Here is a 20,836-nt window from a genome sequence, read left to right on the forward strand (position 1 = left end):
CGTTACGGGACGGCGGGCCCGATCTTTGCCACACTGCTTCCCATGGTCGGGACGAAACACGAGGCGACACTCCAGACATGACCGCATTGGTACGACTCCGGCTCGACATCGGCTACGACGGGTCCGATTTCGCCGGATGGGCGCGCCAGCCGAACCAGCGGACCGTCCAGGGCGTCATCGAGGACGCGCTGGCCCGCCTGCTGCGCCTGGACCCGCCGCCGGCGCTCACCGTGGCGGGCCGCACGGACGCGGGCGTGCACGCGCGCGGCCAGGTGGCGCACGTGGTCGTCCCCGTCGCCTCGTACTCGGCGGTGAACGGCACCATGCCGCGCCGCCTGGCGGGCCTGCTGCCCCCGGACGTGCGCGTGTGGCGGGTGTCGGTGGCCCCGGAGGGTTTCGACGCGCGGTTCTCCGCCTTGTCGCGGCGGTACGCCTACAGCGTCTGCGACGACCCCGTGGGCGTGGATCCGCTGCGTCGGCACGACGTGCTGCGGCATCCGCGCCCGCTCGACCTGGGCCGGATGAACGCCGCCGCCGCGCTGCTGGTGGGGGAGCACGACTTCGCCGCGTACTGCCGCAAGCGGGAGGGCGCGACGACGATCCGGCGGCTGCTGCGGTTCGAATGGCACCGCGAGGAGCCCGCCGGGACGCGGGCCCGCGTGGACGGTATGGACGGCCGGGTGCCGCCGGGTATGGCGGCGCGGCGCGGGGTGGCGATCGCCACCGTGGAGGCCGACGCGTTCTGCCACTCCATGGTCCGCGCCCTCGTCGGCGCGATGCTGGTCGTCGGCGACGGGCGGCGCGAGGTGGAGTGGCCCTCGCAGGTCCTCGCGGCGCGCGTCCGCGATTCGGCGGTGAACGTGGCGCCCGCGCACGGCCTGTCGCTGGAGGAGATCCGCTACCCGCAGGACGAGGACCTGGCCCGGCGCGCCCAGGAGACCCGGCGCGTCCGCACGCTCAGTTGATTTCAATCCCGGCCCAGGGTCCTCGCCTGGCGGGCTGTGTTTATTGCAACCCCGGCCCAGGGCGCTCGCCTGGCGGCTCGCACCCTGACCGTGCTTGGTGCGAGCGCGACATCGCTTCGCGATCTGCCCTGTGAGGCTCGCCTCCGGCATCGCCCCACCGGCCAGGTAGCGCGCTCGCGCGGTACCTGAGGCCACGTCGGGACAGGCCCCGGGCCATGCTCCAAGCGATTTAGCGGCGGGCGCGGGCGTCGATCGGGCGCAGCGCGTAGCCGACGAACTGCTCGGCGACCGATTTGAGGGTCTGGTCACCGGACTTGGGCGGCTGGCCGTTGGCGAACGTGGCGTAGGCGTAGGCGATGTACCTGCCCCGGACGGTGCTCGCGGCGTACCCGCCCGCCCGGTCGATGCCGGGGGTCCGGGTTCCCGGCATGGCGCGGAACCACTCGTACCTGCCGGGGTCGCCGGCGCCGTTCACCTTGAGCGCGGCGGGCTTGGCGGGCAGTACAGCGATGCCGGTGGTGAGGGCCAGTGCGCGTTGCTTGTCGAGGAAGGTGACCCGGATGATGCTGTCGCACCGTTCGCGGGTCAGGGCGCGGGCCATGGCGCCGCGCGCGGCGAGCGCGCACTGGTGGTTGACCGAGGCGCGGTCGCGCGAGTAGGTCCTGCCGCCCATGTCGACGCGGGCGGCGGGGAACGCCTCGGTGAGCGCGAGCGGTTTCGGGTCGGTGCGCACGCTGTCGATCGGGACGGGCGCCGCCGGCGGGGGCGGCTGCCCGGCGCCCGGGGCAGGGGATGCCGCGGGGGCTCGTGAGAGGAGCGGGTCGGTCTTGCCGCCGGGCGTCTCGACGGCCTTGGCCCTGCGGCCCTCGCTGTCGTTGCCGGAGCCCGCGACCGCGAAGCCGGCGACCGCGACGAGGATCATGGCCAGCACACCGCCGCCGATCAGCAGGGGCTTGCGCCGTCCGCCGCCGCTGCCGCCCGGCGCCGCGGTCGCGGCTGTGGCCGTGCCTGCGCTGAACGAAGCGATACCGAACGTCTGCTGCTCGGGAGGGGGCTCCGGGGCCTGGCTCTGCGGCTCGGGGGCCATCGCGACGGGGACCGGCGCGGCCAGGGGGGTGGGCGGAGGGCTGGGCGGCGGTGGTTCGTCGCGCGGACGGAACGCCTCCGGCGTCGCGACCGTGACGGGGATCCCGCCGGTGGTGCCCTCCTGGGGCGGCTCGGGCTCCTCGGTTTCGGGCGCGGCGGCCTTCGCCTCCTCCGGCTGGATGACCGGGATGCCGTCGGGGTCGGTGTCGGGGTAGCGGGGGCCGCTCGGTGCGACGATCGGCTCGGCGGGGACGGCCCCGCGCGTGTCGATCTTGGGGATGCCGTGCCCGGCGACCAGCGTCCCCGGGGGCGTACCGGGGAGGGGCTGATCGGTGTCCTGGTCCGGGCCGGTGGTCGGTTCCGGCGGCTCGAAGACGACCGTCCCGTCGTCTTCCTCGGCCTCATCGGGCTCGTCGGCCTCTGCCAGGGGCTCCTGCTCCGGCTCGGCTTCGGGTTCCTGCTCCGGTTCGGGTTCGGCCGTCTCGGCTTCGGGGGCGGTCTCGTCGGCCGAGGCCCACCAGGGCCTCTGCAGGCCGATGGGCAGCCGGATCTCCGCATCGGACGGGGCGGCGGCGGGCTCGCCGCCGCCGCCCTCGGGCCCGTCCCCGGTCACCGGATCGGCCTTGCCGAAACTGGGCGGTGCCGAGGGCGGCGGGGTGGGATCGGTCCCCTCGTCCTCGGCAGGTTCCCAGCCCTCATGAGGTCCAGACATAGCCAGAAAGAGCCCTCATCCAGGTCAGTTGCGGAAGGGTTTGCCCTCGGTCTCCCGGTAGTGCAGTGCGAAGCTCAGATTGCTCCCCCGGATGAGCTGCTGTCCGAAAGTCGAGACGACGGTGTGGTACTTGCTGACGATCTTCTTGCCGTCGGGCCGCTGCACCCAGGTCATCAGCAGGTAGTGGCCGCGCGCCTCGGCGGTGCCCAGCGCCTCCCCCTTGCCGATCTTCGCGCTGAGACCGCTGCCGGGCAGCGGCTGCAGGAAGGCGTCCTTGGCGACGGCGGCCTTCTGCGCCGCCTTGGCGGCGGCCTCGGTCTTGAGGTTGAGCACCCCTACCGTACCGATCAACAGGCCGTCGCCGCGGGCGAACGTGGCACGCAGCGCCTGCGTGCAGCCGCCCTTCGCGACGGCCGCGGTGAGCCGGGCGCCCTTGACGATGCCGGCGCAGCCGCGCTTGGAGTTCACGCCGGTCCGTACGTACTTCTGGCCGCCCGCCTTGAACGACTTCTTGCCGAAGGCCTCGGTGAGCGACAGCGGGCTCGGGTCGGTGGCACGGCTCTTGAGCTTGACCGGGTCGAACGTGGGCGGGGGCGGCGAGGCCTGGACGCTGGGGCTCTGCTTGGGAGTGGCGGCGGCGTTGCCCGCCTTGGCCTTGGAGTCGTCCTTGAGGAGGGAGGACACGCCGAAGCCGCCGCCGATGAGGACGAGCCCGGCCACCGCCGCGCCGCCGATGATCAGCGGCAGGTTGCGCCGCTTGCCGGGCGGCGTGGGGCCGCCGCCGCGCGGGCCGGGGCCCGGGAAGTCCGGGTCGCCGGGGGTGCCGAACGCGTGCGGATCGCCGTACGGGTCGTCGTCGTATCCGCCGGGGGAGTAGGGGCCGCCCGGCGGAGGGCCGTACGGGTCGTTGCCCGGCGGAGGGCCGAACGGGTCGGCGCTCTCGGGGCCCTCGCCGTGCGCCGGGCCCGGTGCCGCGCCGCCGGGCGGCGCACCGCCGGGCGGCGGTCCGAAGGGGCCGGGGCCGCCCTCGGCGGCCGCGGCGGGCCCGAGCCCGCCGGGGCTCGCGGAAGGAGGGGCGGGGGCCGCGAGGGGGCCGCCCGGGGGTGCCCCGAAGGGGGACTCGTTCTTCTGCTCGCTGCCGTACGGTGCCTCTTCGGGCCGGTCCCTGTCGGGGCCGTACGGGGCATGCGGCGACTGATCGTGAGGCCAGCCGCCGGGTTTGCCTTGATCGCCCGGATACATGGCTTGGACCTTACCGTTCCTTCCTCAGGGCTCTGGACCTTGGGAACAACCACCATGACATGGGGATGAAGCAGGCGCGGGTCGTTTCGGAAAGGTCGCTCGCCGGCGGGGACGGTCCTACTGCCAGCCGAAATCCTGCGTCCACCAAGGCCCGCCGGACCCGGCGGCCCTGCCGACGCCGATGGCCCGCAGCTTGCAGTTGAGGATGTTCGCGCGGTGGCCGGGACTCTTCATCCAGCCCTCCACGACGGCGGCCGCGGTGGCGTGCCCCTTGGCGATGTTCTCCGCGCCTGGGCTGGAGTAGCCGGCGGCCTCCATCCGCTGCCACGGGCTGTCGCCGTTGCGCGAGGTGTGGTCGAAGTAGTCGTTGGCCGCCATGTCGGCCGAGTGGCGGCGGGCGGCGGTCATCAGGCGCGTGTCGATGCGCAGCGGGGCGCAGCCCTCCTTGGCGCGCTCCTTGTTGGTGAGCAGCGCGACGGCCGTCTCGGGCACGGTGGAGCCGGCGCCGCCCGCCGCGCCCGTGCCGCTCGGGGCCCTGTCGCCGGGTGATCCGGACTTCGTCGGCTCCGGGTCGGCGGACGGCTTGCCCGTGCCGTTCGGCAGCGCCTTGAGCGGCGGGGGCGTCTCGCTCGGCGTGGGGGCCGGGACGGTCCCGCCGGTGGACCGGCGGGTGCCGAAGTCGGTGCCGGGGGCCGGCGGGGCGGCCTGGTTCGCCGCGGGGTCGGAGGCCGCGGCGGGTTCGGAGCGCAGCTCGGGCAGCACGAGCCGGTCGAGCGCCACGCCCGTGCCCACGGCGAGGACGGAGGCGGTCACGACGGCGAGGGCGGTGGCGACGGGCCTGCGCCGGGAGCGGGACCGGGCCTGGGAGCGCCGCCGCGCCCCGCCCCTGCCGGTACGCCCGGAGAACTCGACCTTGACCAGGCCCTCGGATCGTTGGGGCCGCCGTCGGCGCCGCTCGGGCTCGAAGGTCCTGCTGCGCTCCGGTGGGCGGCCCGCCTGGCCCGGTCCTCCGTCGTCCGCCGCGCCCTCGGTCCCGCGCGAGGGCGGCGACGCCAGGACCTCCTCCCGGTCCGGCCGGGTGAACCAGTCGTTGGACGCCGGTCCGCGGCCCGCGACCAGGCGGTCCTCCGCGGGCTCGGAGGCTCCGGGGCGGTCCGGGCCCCCGCTGTGGTCGGGACGTCCGGAACGATCGGGGTCGGCGGGTGTGCCGGGATTGCGAGGCATCGGCGGGGGCTCCCGGTTCTCGTCGGCAACGGCCGTGAAAGGTCGGGTCCCGCCGCACAATATCCCCATAAGAGCGTGTAAGTCGCTTCGACCCGGGAAACAAACGGGCGTCCCGGCCCACCGCCGACAAGGGGTTCGGGAACGATCACGCAGGGCGACGATCGTTCCCATTCCTCCGGCGTCCTCGCGCCCGGCCCTGTGTCCGCACAGGTGCCCGCGTGCAGGTGCGAGCGGTCACCGGGCGTCGTTTTGACCCGTGCCCGCGCACCTGGGTATTCTGTGCAACTGCTGTATGCGGTGACGCCTGTCCTTCGGGAACGGTCAAGGCCGCGATCTCCGGTGTGCCTTCCGTGCCGTACACGCGCGACGGGCCCCGGCTCCCGGAGCGCCGGGTCGGAATTCAGCCTCTGAACGGCGCGAGCAGGAATCCGCTGAGTAGTCGACAAGGAACGAAGGCCTACCACCGTGCGCACGTATACCCCTAAGCCCGCTGATGTTCAGCGTCAGTGGTACGTCATCGACGCGACCGATGTCGTGCTGGGCCGGCTCGCCAGTCAGGTCGCGCAGCTGCTTCGGGGTAAGCACAAGCCGATCTACGCGCCGCACCTCGACACCGGTGACTTCGTCGTCATCGTGAACGCCGACAAGGTGGCGCTGTCCGGCAACAAGCTTGAGCAGAAGCGAGCCTACCGGCACTCCGGCTACCCGGGCGGTCTGCGCTCGGTGGCCTACGCCGACCTGCTCGCCAAGCACCCCGAGCGGGCCGTCGAGAAGGCGATCAAGGGCATGCTGCCCAAGAACTCCCTCGGCCGGAAGATGTTCGGCAAGGTGAAGGTCTACGCCGGGCCGGACCACCCGCACCAGGCGCAGAAGCCGGTCCCGTTCGAGATCACCCAGATCAAGCAGTAGCAGCCGCACGACCATGCCGCACGAGACCGTGCGGCATCCGGAAGCAGTGGCCGCCGGGGCACCCGAGGAAAGCCGATCGGGCCTGCCGCCCTGGCCAGAAGACCCAAGGAGAACCGTGGACGAGCCCATCGACACCGAGACGCCCGCCGAGGGCGCCGAGTTCGACTCGTACGAAGACGCCCCGTCGGAGTACAGCACCGAGTCCCCCGAGGCCGCCGGCGAAGGCTTCCTGGACCAGCCGGTCGCGACCGGCCCCGCCGCCGGCACCGGCCGCCGCAAGGAGGCCATCGCCCGGGTGCGGATCGTTCCGGGCGAGGGCAAGTGGACCATCAACGGCCGGACCCTCGACCAGTACTTCCCCAACAAGGTCCACCAGCAGATCGTGAACGAGCCGTTCGTGCTGCTGGGCCTGGAGGGCCAGTTCGACGTGCTGTGCCGGATCAACGGCGGCGGCACCACCGGCCAGGCCGGTGCGCTGCGCCTGGGCATCTCCCGCGCGCTGCAGTTCGCCAACATCGACCACCGCCCCGCGCTGAAGAAGGCGGGCTTCCTTACCCGCGACGCGCGGGCCATCGAGCGCAAGAAGGCCGGCCTCAAGAAGGCCCGCAAGGCGCCTCAGTACAGCAAGCGCTGATCGCCGGGCACGAGCCGTCGCACCTGTGCCGCACCGCGCCGCCGGCCCCACCGGGCCGGCGATGCGGGCGCGCCGGGGCGGCGGCTCGTTCGCGTTCACGGGCCCGGTGGAACCGGCGCCGGTACCGGCCCGCAACTGCTTTCATGGGATTCATGGCTCCGTGCCGGATTCCGGGCGTCGACGCCGGGGAGGCACGGAGCGTGTGCGCACTGGATTCGACCGCGCGGAGCGGACCGGCGACACCCCGGACGCGTCCCGCGGTCTTTTGCCGTATCGGGAGTTGAACTGTGGGTCGTCTCTTCGGGACCGATGGCGTGCGCGGGCTCGCCAACCGCGATCTGACCGCGCCGCTGGCCATGGACCTGACCGTCGCCGCGGCGCGGGTCCTCGGCGAGGCCGGCGCGTTCGAGGGACACCGCCCGGTGGCCGTGGTCGGACGCGACCCGCGCGCCTCGGGCGAGTTCCTCGAGGCCGCGGTGGTCGCCGGGCTCGCCAGCGCGGGCGTTGAAGTGCTGCGGCTGGGAGTGCTGCCCACACCCGCCGTCGCCTACCTCACCCAGGCGCTGGACGCCGACCTCGGCGTGATGCTGTCGGCCTCGCACAACCCGGCGCCTGACAACGGCATCAAGTTCTTCGACCGCAGCGGCCACAAACTCGCCGACGAGATCGAGGACAGGATCGAGGCGAGCCTCGGCCAGGAGTGGGAGCCGCCCACCGGAGCCGGCGTCGGCCGCGTCCGGGACGCCCACGGCGCCGTCGAACAGTACGTCGCGCACCTGCTCACCACCGTCCCGGTCTCCCTGGACGGCCTGCGCGTGGTCGTCGACTGCGCCAACGGCGCCTCCTCCGACGTCGCCCCCGAGGCGCTCCGCCGCGCCGGCGCCGACGTCATCACCATCGGCGCCGCGCCCGACGGCCTCAACATCAACTCCGGCTGCGGCTCCACCGACCTGCGGGCGCTCCAGCGGGCCGTCCGCGAACACGGGGCGGACGCCGGCATCGCCAACGACGGCGACGCCGACCGCTGCCTCGCCGTCACCGCGACCGGCGAACCCATCGACGGCGACCAGATCATGGCCATCCTCGCGCTCGACCTCCAGGAGGCCGGCCGGCTCCCCGCCGACACGGTCGTCGCCACCGTCATGTCCAACCTCGGCTTCAAGATCGCCATGCGGGACGCCGGGATCACCGTCGTCGAGACCGCGGTCGGCGACCGGTACGTCCTGGAGGCCATGAAGGACGGCGGCTTCGCCTTCGGCGGCGAGCAGTCCGGCCACGTGATCATGCTGGACCACGCCACCACCGGCGACGGCGTCCTCACCGGCATGCACCTCCTGGCCGCCATCGCCCGCCGCGGCCGCCCGCTGGACGAGCTGGCCAAGGTCATGAACCGGCTGCCCCAGGTGCTCATCAACGTCAAGGGCGTCGACAAGTCCCGCGCCGGCACCTCACCCGAACTGGCCGCGGCCGTCGCCGCCGCCGAAACCGACCTCGGCGACAGCGGCCGCGTCCTCATCCGTCCCAGCGGCACCGAACCCATGGTCCGCGTAATGGTCGAGGCCGCCTCCGAAGAGCAGGCCAAGAGCGTCGCGGAACATCTGGCCGGAGTGGTCAAATCCGCCTTGGGTTAGATAAGCCCCCAGGTCAACCCGGTCAGCTGTCGGTGATGTCCAGGCGGCCTACCTTCAGGTGTTTGATCTCCACCGTTCCGGCCTCCAGGTGGTGGACGACCGCGCGCTTGACGATCAGCTTGCCGATGGCCAGGGCGCCGATGGCCAGGGCGCCCGCGGCCACCGAGCCGATGGCCAGCGAACCGAAGGCGTTGCCCGCGCGCAGCGTGAGGCCGGTGGCCGACGCGCCGGTGACCTGGGCGCCGGTTGCGCGGGCTCCGACGCCGCGTTCGGTGCGGACCCGGGGCCGCTCGTCCTTCGGCTCGTCCTGTGGTTCCTGCTCGTTCGGCTCGCTGCTCATGCGAGCAACCCTATTCCGGTCAGCAGCGGGCGAGGAAGCCGCGAAGGGCGGTGCGGTCGGCGGAGGTGACGGGCAGCCGGTACTCCTTGGCGACCGCGATGTACTTGCCCGCGTAAGCGCACTGGAAGGACTGCCGCGGTTTCCATTCGCCCGGTCCCTGGTCGCTTTTCTGCTGGTTCGGGACGCCCCATACGGCGAGGAGGTTGTCGTGGTCGTTGGCGAAGCGTTCGCGGCGGTCCTCGTCCCATCCGGAGGCGCCCATCCGCCAGGCCAGGGCGAGCGGGTAGACGTGGTCGATCTGCACCTCGGCGGCGTCCGACTTGGAGAAGGTGATCCGCTTGCCGCTGTAGGGGTCCTGGAGCGTCCCGGAGACGACCACGCAGGCACCTCGTTTGCGGACGTCCCGCAGGTCGCGGGCGAGGACGTCGTTGCGCTGGTCGCAGCCGTTGCGGTCGATGTCCTTCCAGCGGGTGCCGAAGCGGTCGCGTTCGTAGCCGCCGCCCGAGCCCTCCGGGGCGACGCGCAGGCCCTCCAGGTCGCCCTTCCCGGTCGCCGGCGCGGACGAGGGCCGGTCCGACCAGCCGAAGTCCACGCTGCAGGCAGAGGCCAGCAGCCCGGCCGCCAGGGCCGCCGCCGCCGTTCGTCGCCACACCATGACCGCACCTCGCTTGACCTTCGTTTAGTGCCCGCTTTGCCGGACTTTACGGCACGATGTGGAGGGTGCTTCATCTGAGAGCGATCGTGCCCGAGGACCGTACCGAGACGGTCTGCGCGGTGCTCGCCGACTGCGCGGGCGCGACCAATGTCGTCGTCGTGCCGGGCGCGGCCCGGTTCCCGCGCGGCGACCTGGTCACCGCCGACCTCGCGCGGGAGGCGGCGAACGAGGTCATCGAGGCGCTGCAGGGCCTCGGCATCGAACGGGACGGCTCGATCTCCCTCGAGCAGCTCGACGTCTCGCTGTCGGTCGGCGCCGAGGTGGCGGAGGAACGCGCCCCCGGGTACGGCGACGACGCGGTGGTGTGGCAGGAACTGGACCGGCGTATCACCAACGACAGCCTGCTGACCTGGTCGTTCGTGGCGTTCCTCGCGCTGGCCACGCAGCTGGCGGGGATCGCCGCGCTGATCGACTCGCCGATCCTGGTGGTCGGCGCGATGGTGCTCGGCCCGGAGTTCGCCGCGGTCGCGGCGATCTGCTACGGCATCCTGCGCGGCCGGATCCGGCAGATCGGCGCCGCGCTGCGCACGCTGGTGATCGGCTTCGCCGTGGCGATCGTGATCACGTACGTGTGCGCGCTGGTCAGCCGGTGGATCGGCGTGATCGAGCTGGACCGGCTGCCGGCCGAGCGGCCGATGACCGCGTTCATCTACAGCCCGGACCGGTGGTCGTTCATCGTGGCGCTGCTGGCGGGCGCGGGCGGCGTGCTGTCGCTGACGGCGGGCAAGTCGTCGGCGCTGGTCGGGGTGTTCATCTCCGTCACGACCGTGCCGGCGGCGGGCAACCTGGCGGTGGCGCTGGCGCTCAAGCAGGGCGACGAGATCTCCGGCTCGCTGCTCCAGCTGGGCGTCAACCTGGCCGGGATGGTCATCGCGGGGACGCTGACGCTGCTGGTGCAGCAGTACGTGTGGCGCCTCGTACTCCGCCGGAGGGGCGGGTCCCCCGGCGGGCGTAATCCCCGAGAGGGACGTGCGGGCGCCGGGCAGGGACTAGGTTCGTAACCATGCCGATCATCGCCACCGAAGGCCTGACGATGCGGTTCCCCCGGGTGACCGCGCTGGACGCCCTCACCGTGGCCGTGGAGCCGGGCGTCGTCGGCCTGGTCGGCGCCAACGGGGCGGGCAAGTCCACGCTCATCAAGATCCTGCTCGGGCTGCTGCCGCCGACCTCCGGCCGCGGCGCCGTCCTGGGCCTGGACATCGCCCGGGAGGGCGCGCGGATCCGGGAGCGGGTCGGGTTCATGCCCGAGTACGAGTGCCTGCCGCCGGACGTGTCGGCCACCGAGTTCGTCGTCCACATGGCCCGGATGTGCGGGCTGCCGCCCACCGCCGCCCGCGAGCGCGCCGCCGACACGCTGCGGCACGTGGGGCTGTACGAGGAGCGCTACCGGCCGATCGGCGGCTACTCGACCGGGATGCGGCAGCGGGTCAAGCTGGCGCAGGCCCTCGTCCACGACCCGGAGCTGGTGTTCCTGGACGAGCCGACCAACGGCCTCGACCCGGCCGGCCGGGACGAGATGCTGGAGCTGATCCGGCGGATCGGCACCGAGTTCGGCATCAGCGTGCTGGTCACCTCGCACCTGCTGGGCGAACTGGAACGGGTCTGCGACCACGTCGTCATCATCGACGGCGGCAAGCTGCTGCGCTCGCAGGCGGTCGAGGCGTACACGACCGAGAGCGGAGTGCTGACGGTCGAGGTGGAGGACGGGCGCGACGTGCTCGGGCGGCACCTGCACGACGCGGGCGTGTCCGTCCGTCCCGAGGGCCGCTTCCTGCTGATCGACATCGCGGGGGAGGAGACCTTCGACCTCATCCGCGACGCGGTCGCCGACCTGGAGCTGCGGCTGATCCGGATGGAGCAGCGCCGGCACCGCATCGAAGAGGTCTTCGCGACCGGCCCGCCCGGCCAGGAGGCGCCAGCGGGGCCCGCACCGGAGGGGGCCGTCCGATGAGCACGAGCACGATCCACGACATCGGCTACCGCCACTACGAGGGCCGCAGGCTGGGCCGGGCGTACGTGATGCGGTCGCTGTACGTGCACAACCTGCGCGCCGCGTACGGCCTGGGCCGTCCCGCGCGGGCGAAGGTGATGCCGTTCCTGCTGGTCGCGATCATGCTGCTGCCCGCCGCGGGCTCGGTGGCGGTGTACGCGATCTCCAAGGAGGCGGACACGCTGCTCCGCTACTCCTCCTACGCGCCCACCCTCCAGGTCATCATCGCGATCTTCGTGGCGACGCAGGCGCCGGTGCTGGCGTCGCGGGAGCTACGGTTCCACGTCGTCCCGATGTACTTCTCCCGCCCGGTCGGCCATCTGGACTTCGTCCTGGCCAAGCAGGCGGCGATGGCGACCGCGCTGCTGGCGCTGATGGCCGCACCGGTCACGGTCCTGTACGTCGGCGGCCTGGTGACCCGCATCCCCCACTCCGGCCAGCATCTGCAGGACTACCTCACCTCGCTGCTGGGCTGCGTGCTGTTCGCGCTGGTGCTGGCCGCGATCGGGCTGGTCGTGGCCGCGTTCACGCCGCGCCGCGGGTTCGGGGTCGCGGCTGTCATCGCGATCTTCATGTTCACCAGCACCTTCGTCCTGACCGTCCAAGGGCTGGCGGAGATGCGGACGAACTACTCGCTGGCCGGCTGGGCCGGGCTGTTCACGCCGTTCAACCTGGTGGACATCGTCCAGGTGCGGCTCCTGGGCGCGAAAAGCTCCTCGGTCGGCATCGCGCCCGCCCCGCTCGGCGGGGTGCTGGCGCTGGCGCTGTGCGCGGCGCTGATCGCCGGGGCGACCGCGATCCTCTACCGCCGCTACCGGAAGGCCGGCCTGTCGTGAGCGAGCTGAGGCTGGAGAAGGTGTCCCGCTGGTACGGGAACGTGGTCGCGGTCAACGGCGTGTCGATGACCATCGGGCCGGGCGTGACCGGGCTGCTGGGCCCCAACGGCGCGGGCAAGTCCACGCTGATCCACATGATGGGCGGGTTCCTGGCGCCCTCGTCCGGCACGGTCACCCTGGACGGCGCGCCGATGTGGCGCAACCCGGAGGTCTACCGCGGCCTGGGACTCGTCCCGGAGCGGGAGGCCGCCTACGACTTCCTGACCGGTGACCAGTTCATCCTCGCGATGGCCAAGCTGCACAAGCTGCCCGACCCGGGCGCGGCGGCGCGGCGGGCGATCGGCCTGGTGGAGATGGACTACGCCGCCGACCGTCCCATCGGCAACTACTCCAAGGGCATGAAGCAGCGGATCAAGATGGCGTCGGCGCTGGTGCACGACCCGCCGGTGCTGCTGCTGGACGAGCCGTTCAACGGCATGGACCCGCGGCAGCGGCTCCAGCTGATGGACCTGATCCGCCGGATGGCCGCCGAGGGCCGCACGATCCTGTTCAGCTCGCACATCCTGGAGGAGGTGGAGCGGCTCGCCGAGCACATCGAGGTGATCGTGGCGGGCCGGCACGCCGCCTCCGGCGACTTCCGCAAGATCCGGCGGTTGATGACCGACCGCCCGCACATCTTCATGGTCCGGTCCGGCGACGACCGGCGGCTCGCCGCGGCGATCATCGCGGACGGCTCGGCGCGCAGCGTCCAGCTCACCGACAAGGGGCTGCGCGTGGAGGCCGTCGACTTCCAGCGCTTCACCTGGCTGCTCCCGCGCGTCGCCCGCGACGCCGACGTCCGCCTGTGGGAGGTCTCGCCGTCCGACGAGTCCCTGGAAAGCGTCTTCTCCTACCTGGTGGCACGATGAACCCGACCATCGCGATGATCACGTTCCGGTCGATGCTGGGGCGGCGGCGGGCGCTGCTGCTGCTGGTGCTCCCGGCGGCGCTGGTGTTCCTGGCGGCGGCGCTGCGGATGATCGGTGAGAACGATCTGGACGTGTCCGAGAACGTCCTGCAGCGGTTCGGGCTGGCGACGCTGCTGCCGCTGCTGGCGCTGATCGCGGGCACCGGGGTGATCGGCCCGGAGATCGACGACGGCCAGCTCATGTACGTGCTGACCAAGCCGATCCCGCGCCAGGTGATCGTGCTGACCAAGCTGGCGGTCGCGATCGTGCTGGTCGCGGCGTTCGCGGCGGTGCCGACGCTGCTGGCCGGGCTGCTGCTGTCCGGGACGGCCGAGGGCATGGCCCCGGCGTTCACCGTGGGCGTCGTGGTCGGGGGGATCGCCTACAGCGCGGTGTTCGTGGCGCTGGCGGTGGCGAGCCGCAACGCCGTCACGATCGGGCTGCTGTACGCGCTGGTGTGGGAGACGCTGCTGGGCAACTTCGCGCCCGGCGCCAAGTCCGCGTCGATCCAGCAGTGGGCGCTGTCGGTCACCGACGCGCTGACCGGCGCCTCGTACGTGCGGTCGACCGTCGACCTGGGCGTCGCCGTCCCCCTCCTGGTGGCGGTGACGGTGGCCGGCACCCTGCTGGCCGTCGTCCGGCTGCGTTCCCTGTCGGTCGCCAGTGCCGAGTGACCCCCTCTGATCAGCGCCGGTACGCCGGCGTCTGAACGTCCTGCCGCGCGACGGCGGCAGCCACCCCCTTTGAGCACCGGACCTCCCGCCCCGCGGATAACACCGGGGAAACGCACCGGCGGGTTGCATTGGCGTTACGGATCTTCGAACGCCACGGGGGTGGAGTCGATGGTAGGTGGAGTAAGCAGAAGAGGAGTCCTCTTGGGCGCGGCGGCAGGACCGCTGCTGGGGGGCCGCGCCGTACAGGCCTGGGAACGGCCCTTCCGTGCCGAGGTGCGCGAGGGACGCACCGAGCGGCCGAACGTACTGGTCATCCTGGGCGACGATCTCGGCTGGGCGGACCTGAGCTGCTACGGCGCGCCGCACATCCGTACGCCCGTCCTGGACCGTCTCGCCGGCGAGGGGGTGCGGTTCACCGACGGCTACTCGGCCGCGGCCGTGTGCTCGCCCACCCGGTTCGCGCTCTACACCGGCCGCTACCCGGGCCGGTTGCCGGGCGGGCTGGCGGAGCCGATCGGCGGGGCGAACGAGCGCGACGGCATCCCGCCCGACCATCCAACGCTGGCCTCGCTGCTCAAGGGCGCCGGCTACGCCACCGCGATGTTCGGCAAGTGGCACTGTGGCCACCTGCCGTGGTTCAGTCCCGTCAAGTCGGGCTGGGACACCTTCTTCGGCAACCTGTCGGGCGCCGTCGACTACTACTCCAAGGTCGGCCTGAGCGGCGACCGGGACCTGTACGAGGGCGAGGTTCCGGCGGAGTCCCTGGGCTACTACACCGACACCATCGCCGACCGGGCCGCCGCGTTCGTCAAGGAGCACCGCGACCGGCCGTGGCTGCTGAACCTCAACTTCACGGCCCCGCACTGGCCGTGGGAGGCGCCCGGCGACCAGGAGGTGAGCAAGGAGATCACCGAAGCGCTGAAGAACGGTGAGCAGGAAGCGCTGTACCACAAGGACGGCGGCTCGATCCCCACGTACCGCACCATGGTGCAGACCATGGACGCCGCCATCGGCCGCGTGCTGGAGGCCGTGCGCGCCAGCGGGCGGGAGAACGACACACTCGTGCTGTTCGCCAGCGACAACGGCGGCGAACGCTGGTCCTACCTGTGGCCGCTGAGCGGAGGGAAGGGACGGCTCGACGAGGGCGGGATCCGGGTGCCCACCATCCTGCGCTGGCCCGCCCGCATCCGTCCCGGCCAGGTCAGCGACGTCCCCGTGATCACCCACGACTGGACCGCGACCATCCTGGACGCGGCCGGGGTGGAACCGGCGGCGGCCTACCCGCTGGACGGCCGGAGCCTGGCCCCCTACCTGCTGGAAGGCGGTGAACCACCGAAGGCGCCCCTGTTCTGGCGCACCAGGACCTCCCGAGCGCTCCGTAGCGGCAACTGGAAGTACCTGCGCGCCGAAGGCGGCGCCGAAAGCCTCCACGACGTGGCCGCCGACCCGCGCGAGCGAGCGAACCGAGCCGAAGACGAGCAGAAAACCCTCAACAGGCTCCGCTCCGACTGGGAAGCGATCAACAAGGACCTGCTGCCCTACCCGGAGTCACGCCGCTGACAAGTCGACCGAGCAGGCCGTTCCCAGGGACGGCCTGCTCGATGCGATGCACACTGGGGGGATGGACCTCTCGAAGCAACTTCAGAGTGTTCGCAAGCGGCGCGGTCTGACCCAGCGGGAGCTGGCTGAGTTGTCCGGGGTGTCGCTCTCCCTGATTCGCAAGCTGGAACAGGGAGAGCGGGACGACACCCGCCTGGAGACCCTCCGCAAACTCGCCAAGGCCCTGCAGGTGTCCACCGCTGACCTGATCACGAGCGTGGAACCGGAGGAGCTTTCTTCGGAGGACTGGGTCCCGCTGCGGGACGCTCTGTTCAAGAAGACCCGGCAGACCGCGGAGGCCCCGACCGTGAACGGTGTGCGGCAGGCGCTCATGGCGTCGATGCCGCTGTTCTCGAACGACCGGTATTCCGAGCTGGCTCGTGTCCTTCCGCCGCTCCTTCGCGACGCCGACGCGCTAGGGATCGAGGGCCGCGGGGTGCGTGCCCGGCTGCTGCACCATGTGGGGTGGTTGCTGACGCAGACTCGGCAGTTCGAGGCGGCGGACGCGGCGTTGCGGCGCGCCCTGGACGAGTCTTCCGACAGGCTGGACGCCGCGGCGGTGGTGAACACCCGTTGCTGGCTGTTGATGCGGCAGGCGGACGTCGGCGGCGCGGTCAACCTCGCCACGCGGTGGGCCGACGAGATCGAGCCCCGGATCTCCCGGGCCACGATGGCCGAGTTGTCGGCCTGGGGCTGGCTGTTGATCCGGCTGAGCACGGCGGCGGTCAGGAACAACGCGCCCGGCGACGCGGAGGACGCACTGCGGCTGGCGCGTTCGTCCGCCGTCGCCATGGGCGCGGAGTACTCGCCGGACGGCGATTTTTTGCGTGCGTTCGGCCCGCTGACCGTGGCGATGAAGCGAGCCGAGAACGCCATGGTCGAGGACAGGCCCGATCAGGTGATCACCATGGCGGAGAAGATCCCCGTGAGGGATCTGCGTCCGACATCGAACAATCGGAATCGACACCTTCTCGATGTGGCTAAGGCGCGGGTCCAGCTCCGGCAGTACGCGCAGGCGTTCGACGTGCTGCAGGGGGTGCGCCACAGCGCTCCGGAATGGATCGTGAATCAGCGTTATGCGAGGGACATCATGCGCGCGATCGTCGCCAAGCGAAGGACCCTTTCGCCTGAAATGCGGGAATTTGCTGGATTTGTACGTCTGGATTTCTGACCTGGACGAACAGCGCCCCTGGGTACTTCGGCCCAGCGCTTCTTCGAAGTGTCAATGACAATGGTCGAGGCTGCCTCTTAACTTCCTTGTCATGAACGTGGTTCTCGGGGATCTTCGCCATATCACGGTGATGCTCATCGGCTATGGCGCGGCACGCATGGCGTTCGGTGCCCTGCTGGGGCTTGTCGTCGGCCCGTCGGTCGTCCGTCTCCTCCGCGTTCGCAGGCCCTCCAAGGGCCTCCATCGTCGGCAGGGAAGGGAGCGGGAGCGTGGGCAGGCACGATGAGAAGAAGGAGGGCGACGGCAAGTGGGACAGGCCGGTTCCGCCAAAGGATCCGAAGAACCCGCCCGGGGGCGGTAAGCACGAGAAGGGCGGCAAGTAGGTGGCGGGGGTTTCCGGCCGGTTGGCCGAGCTCATGGCCGAGTTGGAAGGCTCGGGAGACCTGGCGCCGGAATGGGCCGGGGCGTTCAAGGCGGTGCCCCGGCACCTGTTCCTCCCGTCCACGGTCTGGATCGAGGACGGTGACAGGCTCGTTCCCGTTCAGCGGGAGGACGACCCGGAGGCGTGGCTGGACCTCTGCTACGCCAACGACTTCGTGATCACGCAGGTGGACGACGGTGAGCCGGTCGGCCCGGGACTGATGGGCGCAGAGATCACCAGCTCGTCCAGCCGGCCGGACGTGGTGGCGCTCATGCTCGCCGCGCTCGATGCCGAGCCGGGCATGGACGTCCTGGAGATCGGCACGGGAACCGGGTGGAACGCCGCGCTCCTGGCCGAGCGCCTGGGCGCCGCGAACGTCACCACCGTCGAGCTGGATCCGCAGGTCGCAGAGCATGCGCATGGTGCGCTGAGGGAGGCGGGCTACAAGGTCGTCGCGGTCACCGGCGACGGGGCGCTGGGATACGCGCCCGGCGCGCCCTACGACCGGGTCATCGCGACTGCGGGCGTCCAGCGCGTGCCTTATGCGTGGGTGGAGCAGACCCGTCCGGGCGGCCGGATCCTGGTGCCGTGGCTGACCGACTTCCATAACGGTGCGCTGGTCGCCCTGACCGTCTCCGGGGACGGCACCGCGACGGGACATGTCGTCGGCAATGTGGCGTTCATGCCGCTGCGCGCCCAGCGGGGAAGGCGCGCCTCGTTGGCCCGGGACGTCCGGGCGGTCGCCCAGGCGCGGCGGTCGGTCACGGACTTGCACCCGTACGGCGTGATGGGCGAGTACGACGCGTCCCTCGCCGTCGGGCTCAAGGTCCGGCGCTGCAAGCTCGTGGTGGAGCACCACGGCGAAGAGGGCGAGTACACGGTGTGGCTCATCGATCCCTGGTCGGGATCGTGGGCGAGCCTTCGGCACGTCCCGGGCGCGGCATGCTTTGAGGTGCGGCAACTGGGCTTCCGGAACCTGTGGGACGAGGTGGAGGCGGCGCACCGCTGGTGGACGGGCCTGGGAAGCCCGGCCGCCGCACGCTGGGGCCTCACGGTGACCGGCGAGGGCCAGCAGGTCTGGCTCGACACGCCGGAGAACCCGCTCACCGGAGGACGACCCGGTGAGCGTCAATGAGAAGGCGGTCAGGCTGCCGGGAATGCCCGTCCAGGTGGCGGCCGCGCGGCGATTCGTCGCCGAGGCGCTGGGGGACGGGCATCCCTGCCGCGCGGACGCGATGCTCCTCACCTCGGAGACCGGCACCAACGCGATCGCGCACTCGTCCAGCGGGCGGCCCGGCGGGTCGTTTCTGCTGACCGTCCGCTGGACGGACGAGTGGGCGCGGGTGGCGCTCGCAGATCAGGGTGCGGCCGGGGCGCCGTGCCTGCGGAGGGCGGGGCTCGGCGAGTCGTCCGGGCGCGGCCTCGCTCTGCTGGACGGCCTCGCCGAGCGGTGGGGATTCAGCCGGTGTTCCTCCGGGGCGACCGAAGTGTGGTTCGTCGTCATCTGAATCAGGCGGTCTCGGTGAGGCGGGTCAGTTCGGCGAGGATCTCGGAGGTGGTCACCGGGTCGAGTTCACCGAACGGATGGCGCTTGCCGGAGTAGCGGCCCGTGAACAGGGAGACGTGCCGGATCTCCTGTTCGGCGTACTCGTCGGGGTCGATGACGCGGATCCCCGGCTCGAACTGGACCATGAGGTGCCGGTCGTCGGGGGTCATGAGCATGACCTGGCGGCGGAAGCCGCCGGTCTCCTTCTCGCCCAGCTCCCAGCCCCGGGACGTCATGCCGAGGATCCGGCCGAAGTGGACGGTGCGGCCCTCGAAGCGTGCCAGGCCGGTGCTCTTTCGCTCGTCGTCGGTGAGCGTGTGCACAGGACGGGCCAGCTGCGGGAACGGCTGGAGGATCTCGTAGTCGGCGAAGACCTGCCCCCAGGCCGCCACCGCCGTCTCGCTCAAGAGCAGCGGGTGCGGCAGCGTGACCTGGGCATCGCCCGGAAGGGAGTGCAGTTCCTTGTCGTCGGCGTCGGCGAGGGTGCGGTCCTCGGCCACGCGGAAGGGGACGAGTCGCCCGTTCAGCTCGGTGCCCCAGACCAGGCGGCGGGCGATGTGCCACAGGAGGGGGTGGTCGATGAAGAGGGAGCGGAAGTCGGCCGTGCTCCAGGAGCGTCCGGTGACCATCGCGTTCTCGAGGCCTTTGATCTGGTCGGCGGCGACCGTCCGGACCTCCTTCTTGAGGTCGGCGAAGCGCTTGTAGGCGGCGGGCGCGAGCGTGTCGTCGTCCTTGACGCCCGGCTTGGGGAGGGTCTTGCGGAGCTTGCCCGCGTCGTCGGTCACGTGCGGCTTGAGCTGCTCGTCGAACCCGACGCGGAAGGTGCACGGGCCGTAGTCGAGGGTCATGCCGCCCCCGGCGTCCAGGCCGAAGTCCGGGACGAGCCGGTCGGCGAGCTGCTCGGGGGTCAGCCCGCGCTCCTTGGCGATGCGGTTGAGGGCCCACTGGGCCTCCTGCCTCATCCGCTTCTGGTCCGCGGCCTTGTTCGCGAGCCGGTGCAGGTGCCGCAGCGCGGAGTCGCTTCCGAGGCGGGTGAACAGGGACAGCAGGTTGAACCCGCCGATGTCATAGACGTAGCCCTTCGACCAGCGGGCCATGATGGGGGCGAGACGGTCCGCGGTCGCGTCGTTGCCGAAGCGGACCAGCGCGTACTGGACGGCCCTGGACGACATGGACCTGTGCGGGAGGTCAGCCTCGTACAGCGCCCAGGCGAAATCGGCCAGCGAGTCCGGATCGAACAGGCCGATCACCCGCTCGACCCCCGGGTACGGGTCCCACGGCTTCGAGAAGGTGAGCATCGTGAGCAGATGGCGGGTCGCCGAGTCCGGCAGGGCCTGCTCCCGGCCGGACAGCAGGATCCGCGGCAGCCGCGCCGGGTCGAACGCCTCGGGCATCGCCGGGAGCGGGTCGGGGTAGACGTCCAGGCCGTCGGTGCGGAGCACGGCCATCGCCGCCGCGGCCTCGTCGCCGTAGTGCCGGGCCGCCCGCACCACGGTGTCGTGGCCGTGCTCTTGGGCGACGAGGCGGAGGGCGTCCTCGGCGCGCTTGCGCTTGGGACCGGGCTTGCGCAGGGCGTCCGGGACGGCCAGCCGCGCCGCGGCCTCCCCGTGCAGCTTGAACCAGATCTCCGCGCGGTCGCCGTTCGGGTAGACACCGAAATGCTTGATCATCAGCTGGGCGACGTCCGCGTCCAGGAACGGGTCGAGCCAGTAGAAGGCACGCGCGTTCTTCGCGGCGTGGATCGCGAGAGGGTAGGCCTTCATCTCGTAACGGGCCGCGGCGTACTCCAGCGCCTCGGAGGTGCCGTAGGGGCCGAACTCACTCCAGTAGCGCTCATCGGCCAGCAGCGCCTCCGCGTGCTTGGCCGGGGCCTGCACGATCAGGCCGATCGCCTGAGAGCGACGCTGCTTGGCGTCCAGCTCCGTCAGGGCCCTGCCGCTGGAGAAGGTTTCGGCCACCTCGTCCCAGTCGGTGTCCTCAGGGAGGGGCTCCCACTGGCAATTCTTCGAGTACGGGGCTTCCAGCCACTCCTCGCGCAGGCCGGGGCCCCACGTCATGGCGGTCGGCTCTTTGGGGGCCTTCAGCTTGAGCACCACCGGTTCCTTGCTCGCGGCCCACGGTGGTGCGACGAGCAGGTCGGGGAGGGAGCTTTCGGGGGCTTCCTGGACGCGGGTTTCGGGGGTGTTCGGCATTT

19 protein-coding genes are annotated in these 20,836 nt (G+C 71.7%); 13 read left to right on the forward strand and 6 right to left on the reverse strand.

The features are described from left to right. Positions 1 to 77: 77 nt before the first annotated feature. Complete coding sequence (gene truA / locus ABD340_RS39985; protein WP_344596415.1) at positions 78 to 965, forward strand: tRNA pseudouridine(38-40) synthase TruA; 888 nt, start codon at positions 78 to 80, stop codon at positions 963 to 965. A 229-nt stretch (positions 966 to 1,194) separates the two neighbouring features. Here truA and ABD340_RS39990 read toward each other — a convergent pair whose 3' ends face one another. The 3 genes from ABD340_RS39990 to ABD340_RS40000 form a co-directional block, all read right to left on the reverse strand. Continuing rightward, the gene (locus tag ABD340_RS39990; protein WP_344596417.1) at positions 1,195 to 2,763 is read right to left on the reverse strand and encodes a hypothetical protein; all 1,569 of its coding nucleotides are present in this window, start codon (positions 2,761 to 2,763) and stop codon (positions 1,195 to 1,197) included. Positions 2,764 to 2,787: 24 nt separating this feature from the next. Beyond that, positions 2,788 to 4,005 (reverse strand): hypothetical protein, encoded by a 1,218-nt coding sequence (locus ABD340_RS39995; protein ID WP_344596419.1) that lies wholly within the window; start codon positions 4,003 to 4,005, stop codon positions 2,788 to 2,790. Positions 4,006 to 4,122: 117 nt separating this feature from the next. Beyond that, positions 4,123 to 5,229: a CAP domain-containing protein gene (locus ABD340_RS40000; protein WP_344596420.1), complete on the reverse strand. Its 1,107-nt coding sequence runs from the start codon at positions 5,227 to 5,229 to the stop codon at positions 4,123 to 4,125. Positions 5,230 to 5,694: 465 nt separating this feature from the next. On the opposite strand from ABD340_RS40000, the gene rplM reads away from it, so the two are divergent. The 3 genes from rplM (at position 5,695) to glmM (ending at position 8,403) form a co-directional block, all read left to right on the forward strand. After that, positions 5,695 to 6,138 (forward strand): 50S ribosomal protein L13, encoded by a 444-nt coding sequence (rplM, locus tag ABD340_RS40005; protein ID WP_344596422.1) that lies wholly within the window; start codon positions 5,695 to 5,697, stop codon positions 6,136 to 6,138. A 115-nt stretch (positions 6,139 to 6,253) separates the two neighbouring features. After that, positions 6,254 to 6,772, forward strand: a complete 519-nt coding sequence (gene rpsI / locus ABD340_RS40010; protein ID WP_425547515.1) for a 30S ribosomal protein S9 — start codon at positions 6,254 to 6,256, stop codon at positions 6,770 to 6,772. A 287-nt stretch (positions 6,773 to 7,059) separates the two neighbouring features. After that, complete coding sequence (glmM, locus tag ABD340_RS40015) at positions 7,060 to 8,403, forward strand: phosphoglucosamine mutase (RefSeq protein ID WP_344596423.1); 1,344 nt, start codon at positions 7,060 to 7,062, stop codon at positions 8,401 to 8,403. Positions 8,404 to 8,425: 22 nt separating this feature from the next. Here glmM and ABD340_RS40020 read toward each other — a convergent pair whose 3' ends face one another. Together ABD340_RS40020 and ABD340_RS40025 are read right to left on the reverse strand one after the other, a co-directional pair. Next, positions 8,426 to 8,743 carry a hypothetical protein gene (locus ABD340_RS40020; RefSeq protein WP_344596425.1) on the reverse strand — a complete coding sequence of 106 codons (318 nt, stop codon included), beginning with the start codon at positions 8,741 to 8,743 and terminating at the stop codon, positions 8,426 to 8,428. A gap of 19 nt (positions 8,744 to 8,762) precedes the next feature. Beyond that, positions 8,763 to 9,398, reverse strand: a complete 636-nt coding sequence (locus ABD340_RS40025) for an HNH endonuclease family protein (RefSeq protein ID WP_344596427.1) — start codon at positions 9,396 to 9,398, stop codon at positions 8,763 to 8,765. A 65-nt stretch (positions 9,399 to 9,463) separates the two neighbouring features. On the opposite strand from ABD340_RS40025, the gene ABD340_RS40030 reads away from it, so the two are divergent. The 9 genes from ABD340_RS40030 (at position 9,464) to ABD340_RS40070 (ending at position 18,604) form a co-directional block, all read left to right on the forward strand. Continuing rightward, entirely contained in the window at positions 9,464 to 10,459 is a 996-nt protein-coding gene (locus ABD340_RS40030; RefSeq protein WP_344596429.1) for a DUF389 domain-containing protein, read from the forward strand. A 2-nt stretch (positions 10,460 to 10,461) separates the two neighbouring features. Then, positions 10,462 to 11,409: an ABC transporter ATP-binding protein gene (locus tag ABD340_RS40035; protein ID WP_344596430.1), complete on the forward strand. Its 948-nt coding sequence runs from the start codon at positions 10,462 to 10,464 to the stop codon at positions 11,407 to 11,409. Then, positions 11,406 to 12,284, forward strand: coding sequence for an ABC transporter permease (locus ABD340_RS40040; protein WP_344596431.1), 879 nt, complete (start codon positions 11,406 to 11,408; stop codon positions 12,282 to 12,284). Before ABD340_RS40035 ends, ABD340_RS40040 begins: the two co-directional genes overlap by 4 nt. Next, a complete protein-coding gene (locus ABD340_RS40045; protein ID WP_344596433.1) occupies positions 12,281 to 13,192 on the forward strand; it encodes an ABC transporter ATP-binding protein in 912 nt (303 codons plus the stop codon). Before ABD340_RS40040 ends, ABD340_RS40045 begins: the two co-directional genes overlap by 4 nt. After that, positions 13,189 to 13,905, forward strand: coding sequence for an ABC transporter permease (locus ABD340_RS40050; RefSeq protein ID WP_344596435.1), 717 nt, complete (start codon positions 13,189 to 13,191; stop codon positions 13,903 to 13,905). Before ABD340_RS40045 ends, ABD340_RS40050 begins: the two co-directional genes overlap by 4 nt. 201 nt (positions 13,906 to 14,106) lie before the next feature. Then, positions 14,107 to 15,465, forward strand: a complete 1,359-nt coding sequence (locus ABD340_RS40055) for a sulfatase family protein (RefSeq protein WP_344596436.1) — start codon at positions 14,107 to 14,109, stop codon at positions 15,463 to 15,465. Positions 15,466 to 15,526: 61 nt separating this feature from the next. Further along, positions 15,527 to 16,675 carry a helix-turn-helix domain-containing protein gene (locus ABD340_RS40060; RefSeq protein ID WP_344596437.1) on the forward strand — a complete coding sequence of 383 codons (1,149 nt, stop codon included), beginning with the start codon at positions 15,527 to 15,529 and terminating at the stop codon, positions 16,673 to 16,675. A 383-nt stretch (positions 16,676 to 17,058) separates the two neighbouring features. Then, positions 17,059 to 18,231: a methyltransferase domain-containing protein gene (locus ABD340_RS40065; RefSeq protein WP_344596438.1), complete on the forward strand. Its 1,173-nt coding sequence runs from the start codon at positions 17,059 to 17,061 to the stop codon at positions 18,229 to 18,231. Next, positions 18,218 to 18,604, forward strand: coding sequence for an ATP-binding protein (locus ABD340_RS40070; protein WP_344596439.1), 387 nt, complete (start codon positions 18,218 to 18,220; stop codon positions 18,602 to 18,604). The genes ABD340_RS40065 and ABD340_RS40070 overlap by 14 nt, the downstream gene beginning before the upstream one ends. Before the next feature lies 1 nt (position 18,605). Here the strand turns inward: ABD340_RS40070 and ABD340_RS40075 are convergent, their stop codons facing one another. Next, positions 18,606 to 20,834, reverse strand: coding sequence for a DUF4132 domain-containing protein (locus tag ABD340_RS40075; protein WP_344596440.1), 2,229 nt, complete (start codon positions 20,832 to 20,834; stop codon positions 18,606 to 18,608). Between the last annotated feature and the right edge of the window lie 2 nt (positions 20,835 to 20,836).

It is taken from the genome of Actinomadura vinacea (assembly GCF_039532545.1).
Taxonomy (GTDB): domain Bacteria; phylum Actinomycetota; class Actinomycetes; order Streptosporangiales; family Streptosporangiaceae; genus Spirillospora; species Spirillospora vinacea.

Coding starts and splice junctions, on each gene's coding strand:
- truA (WP_344596415.1), top strand. CDS start 78: ATGACCGCATTGGTACGACTCCGGCTCGACATCGGCTACGACGGGTCC.
- ABD340_RS39990 (WP_344596417.1), bottom strand. CDS start 2,763: ATGTCTGGACCTCATGAGGGCTGGGAACCTGCCGAGGACGAGGGGACC.
- ABD340_RS39995 (WP_344596419.1), bottom strand. CDS start 4,005: ATGTATCCGGGCGATCAAGGCAAACCCGGCGGCTGGCCTCACGATCAG.
- ABD340_RS40000 (WP_344596420.1), bottom strand. CDS start 5,229: ATGCCTCGCAATCCCGGCACACCCGCCGACCCCGATCGTTCCGGACGT.
- ABD340_RS40020 (WP_344596425.1), bottom strand. CDS start 8,743: ATGAGCAGCGAGCCGAACGAGCAGGAACCACAGGACGAGCCGAAGGAC.
- ABD340_RS40025 (WP_344596427.1), bottom strand. CDS start 9,398: ATGGTGTGGCGACGAACGGCGGCGGCGGCCCTGGCGGCCGGGCTGCTG.
- ABD340_RS40035 (WP_344596430.1), top strand. CDS start 10,462: ATGCCGATCATCGCCACCGAAGGCCTGACGATGCGGTTCCCCCGGGTG.
- ABD340_RS40040 (WP_344596431.1), top strand. CDS start 11,406: ATGAGCACGAGCACGATCCACGACATCGGCTACCGCCACTACGAGGGC.
- ABD340_RS40050 (WP_344596435.1), top strand. CDS start 13,189: ATGAACCCGACCATCGCGATGATCACGTTCCGGTCGATGCTGGGGCGG.
- ABD340_RS40060 (WP_344596437.1), top strand. CDS start 15,527: ATGGACCTCTCGAAGCAACTTCAGAGTGTTCGCAAGCGGCGCGGTCTG.
- ABD340_RS40075 (WP_344596440.1), bottom strand. CDS start 20,834: ATGCCGAACACCCCCGAAACCCGCGTCCAGGAAGCCCCCGAAAGCTCC.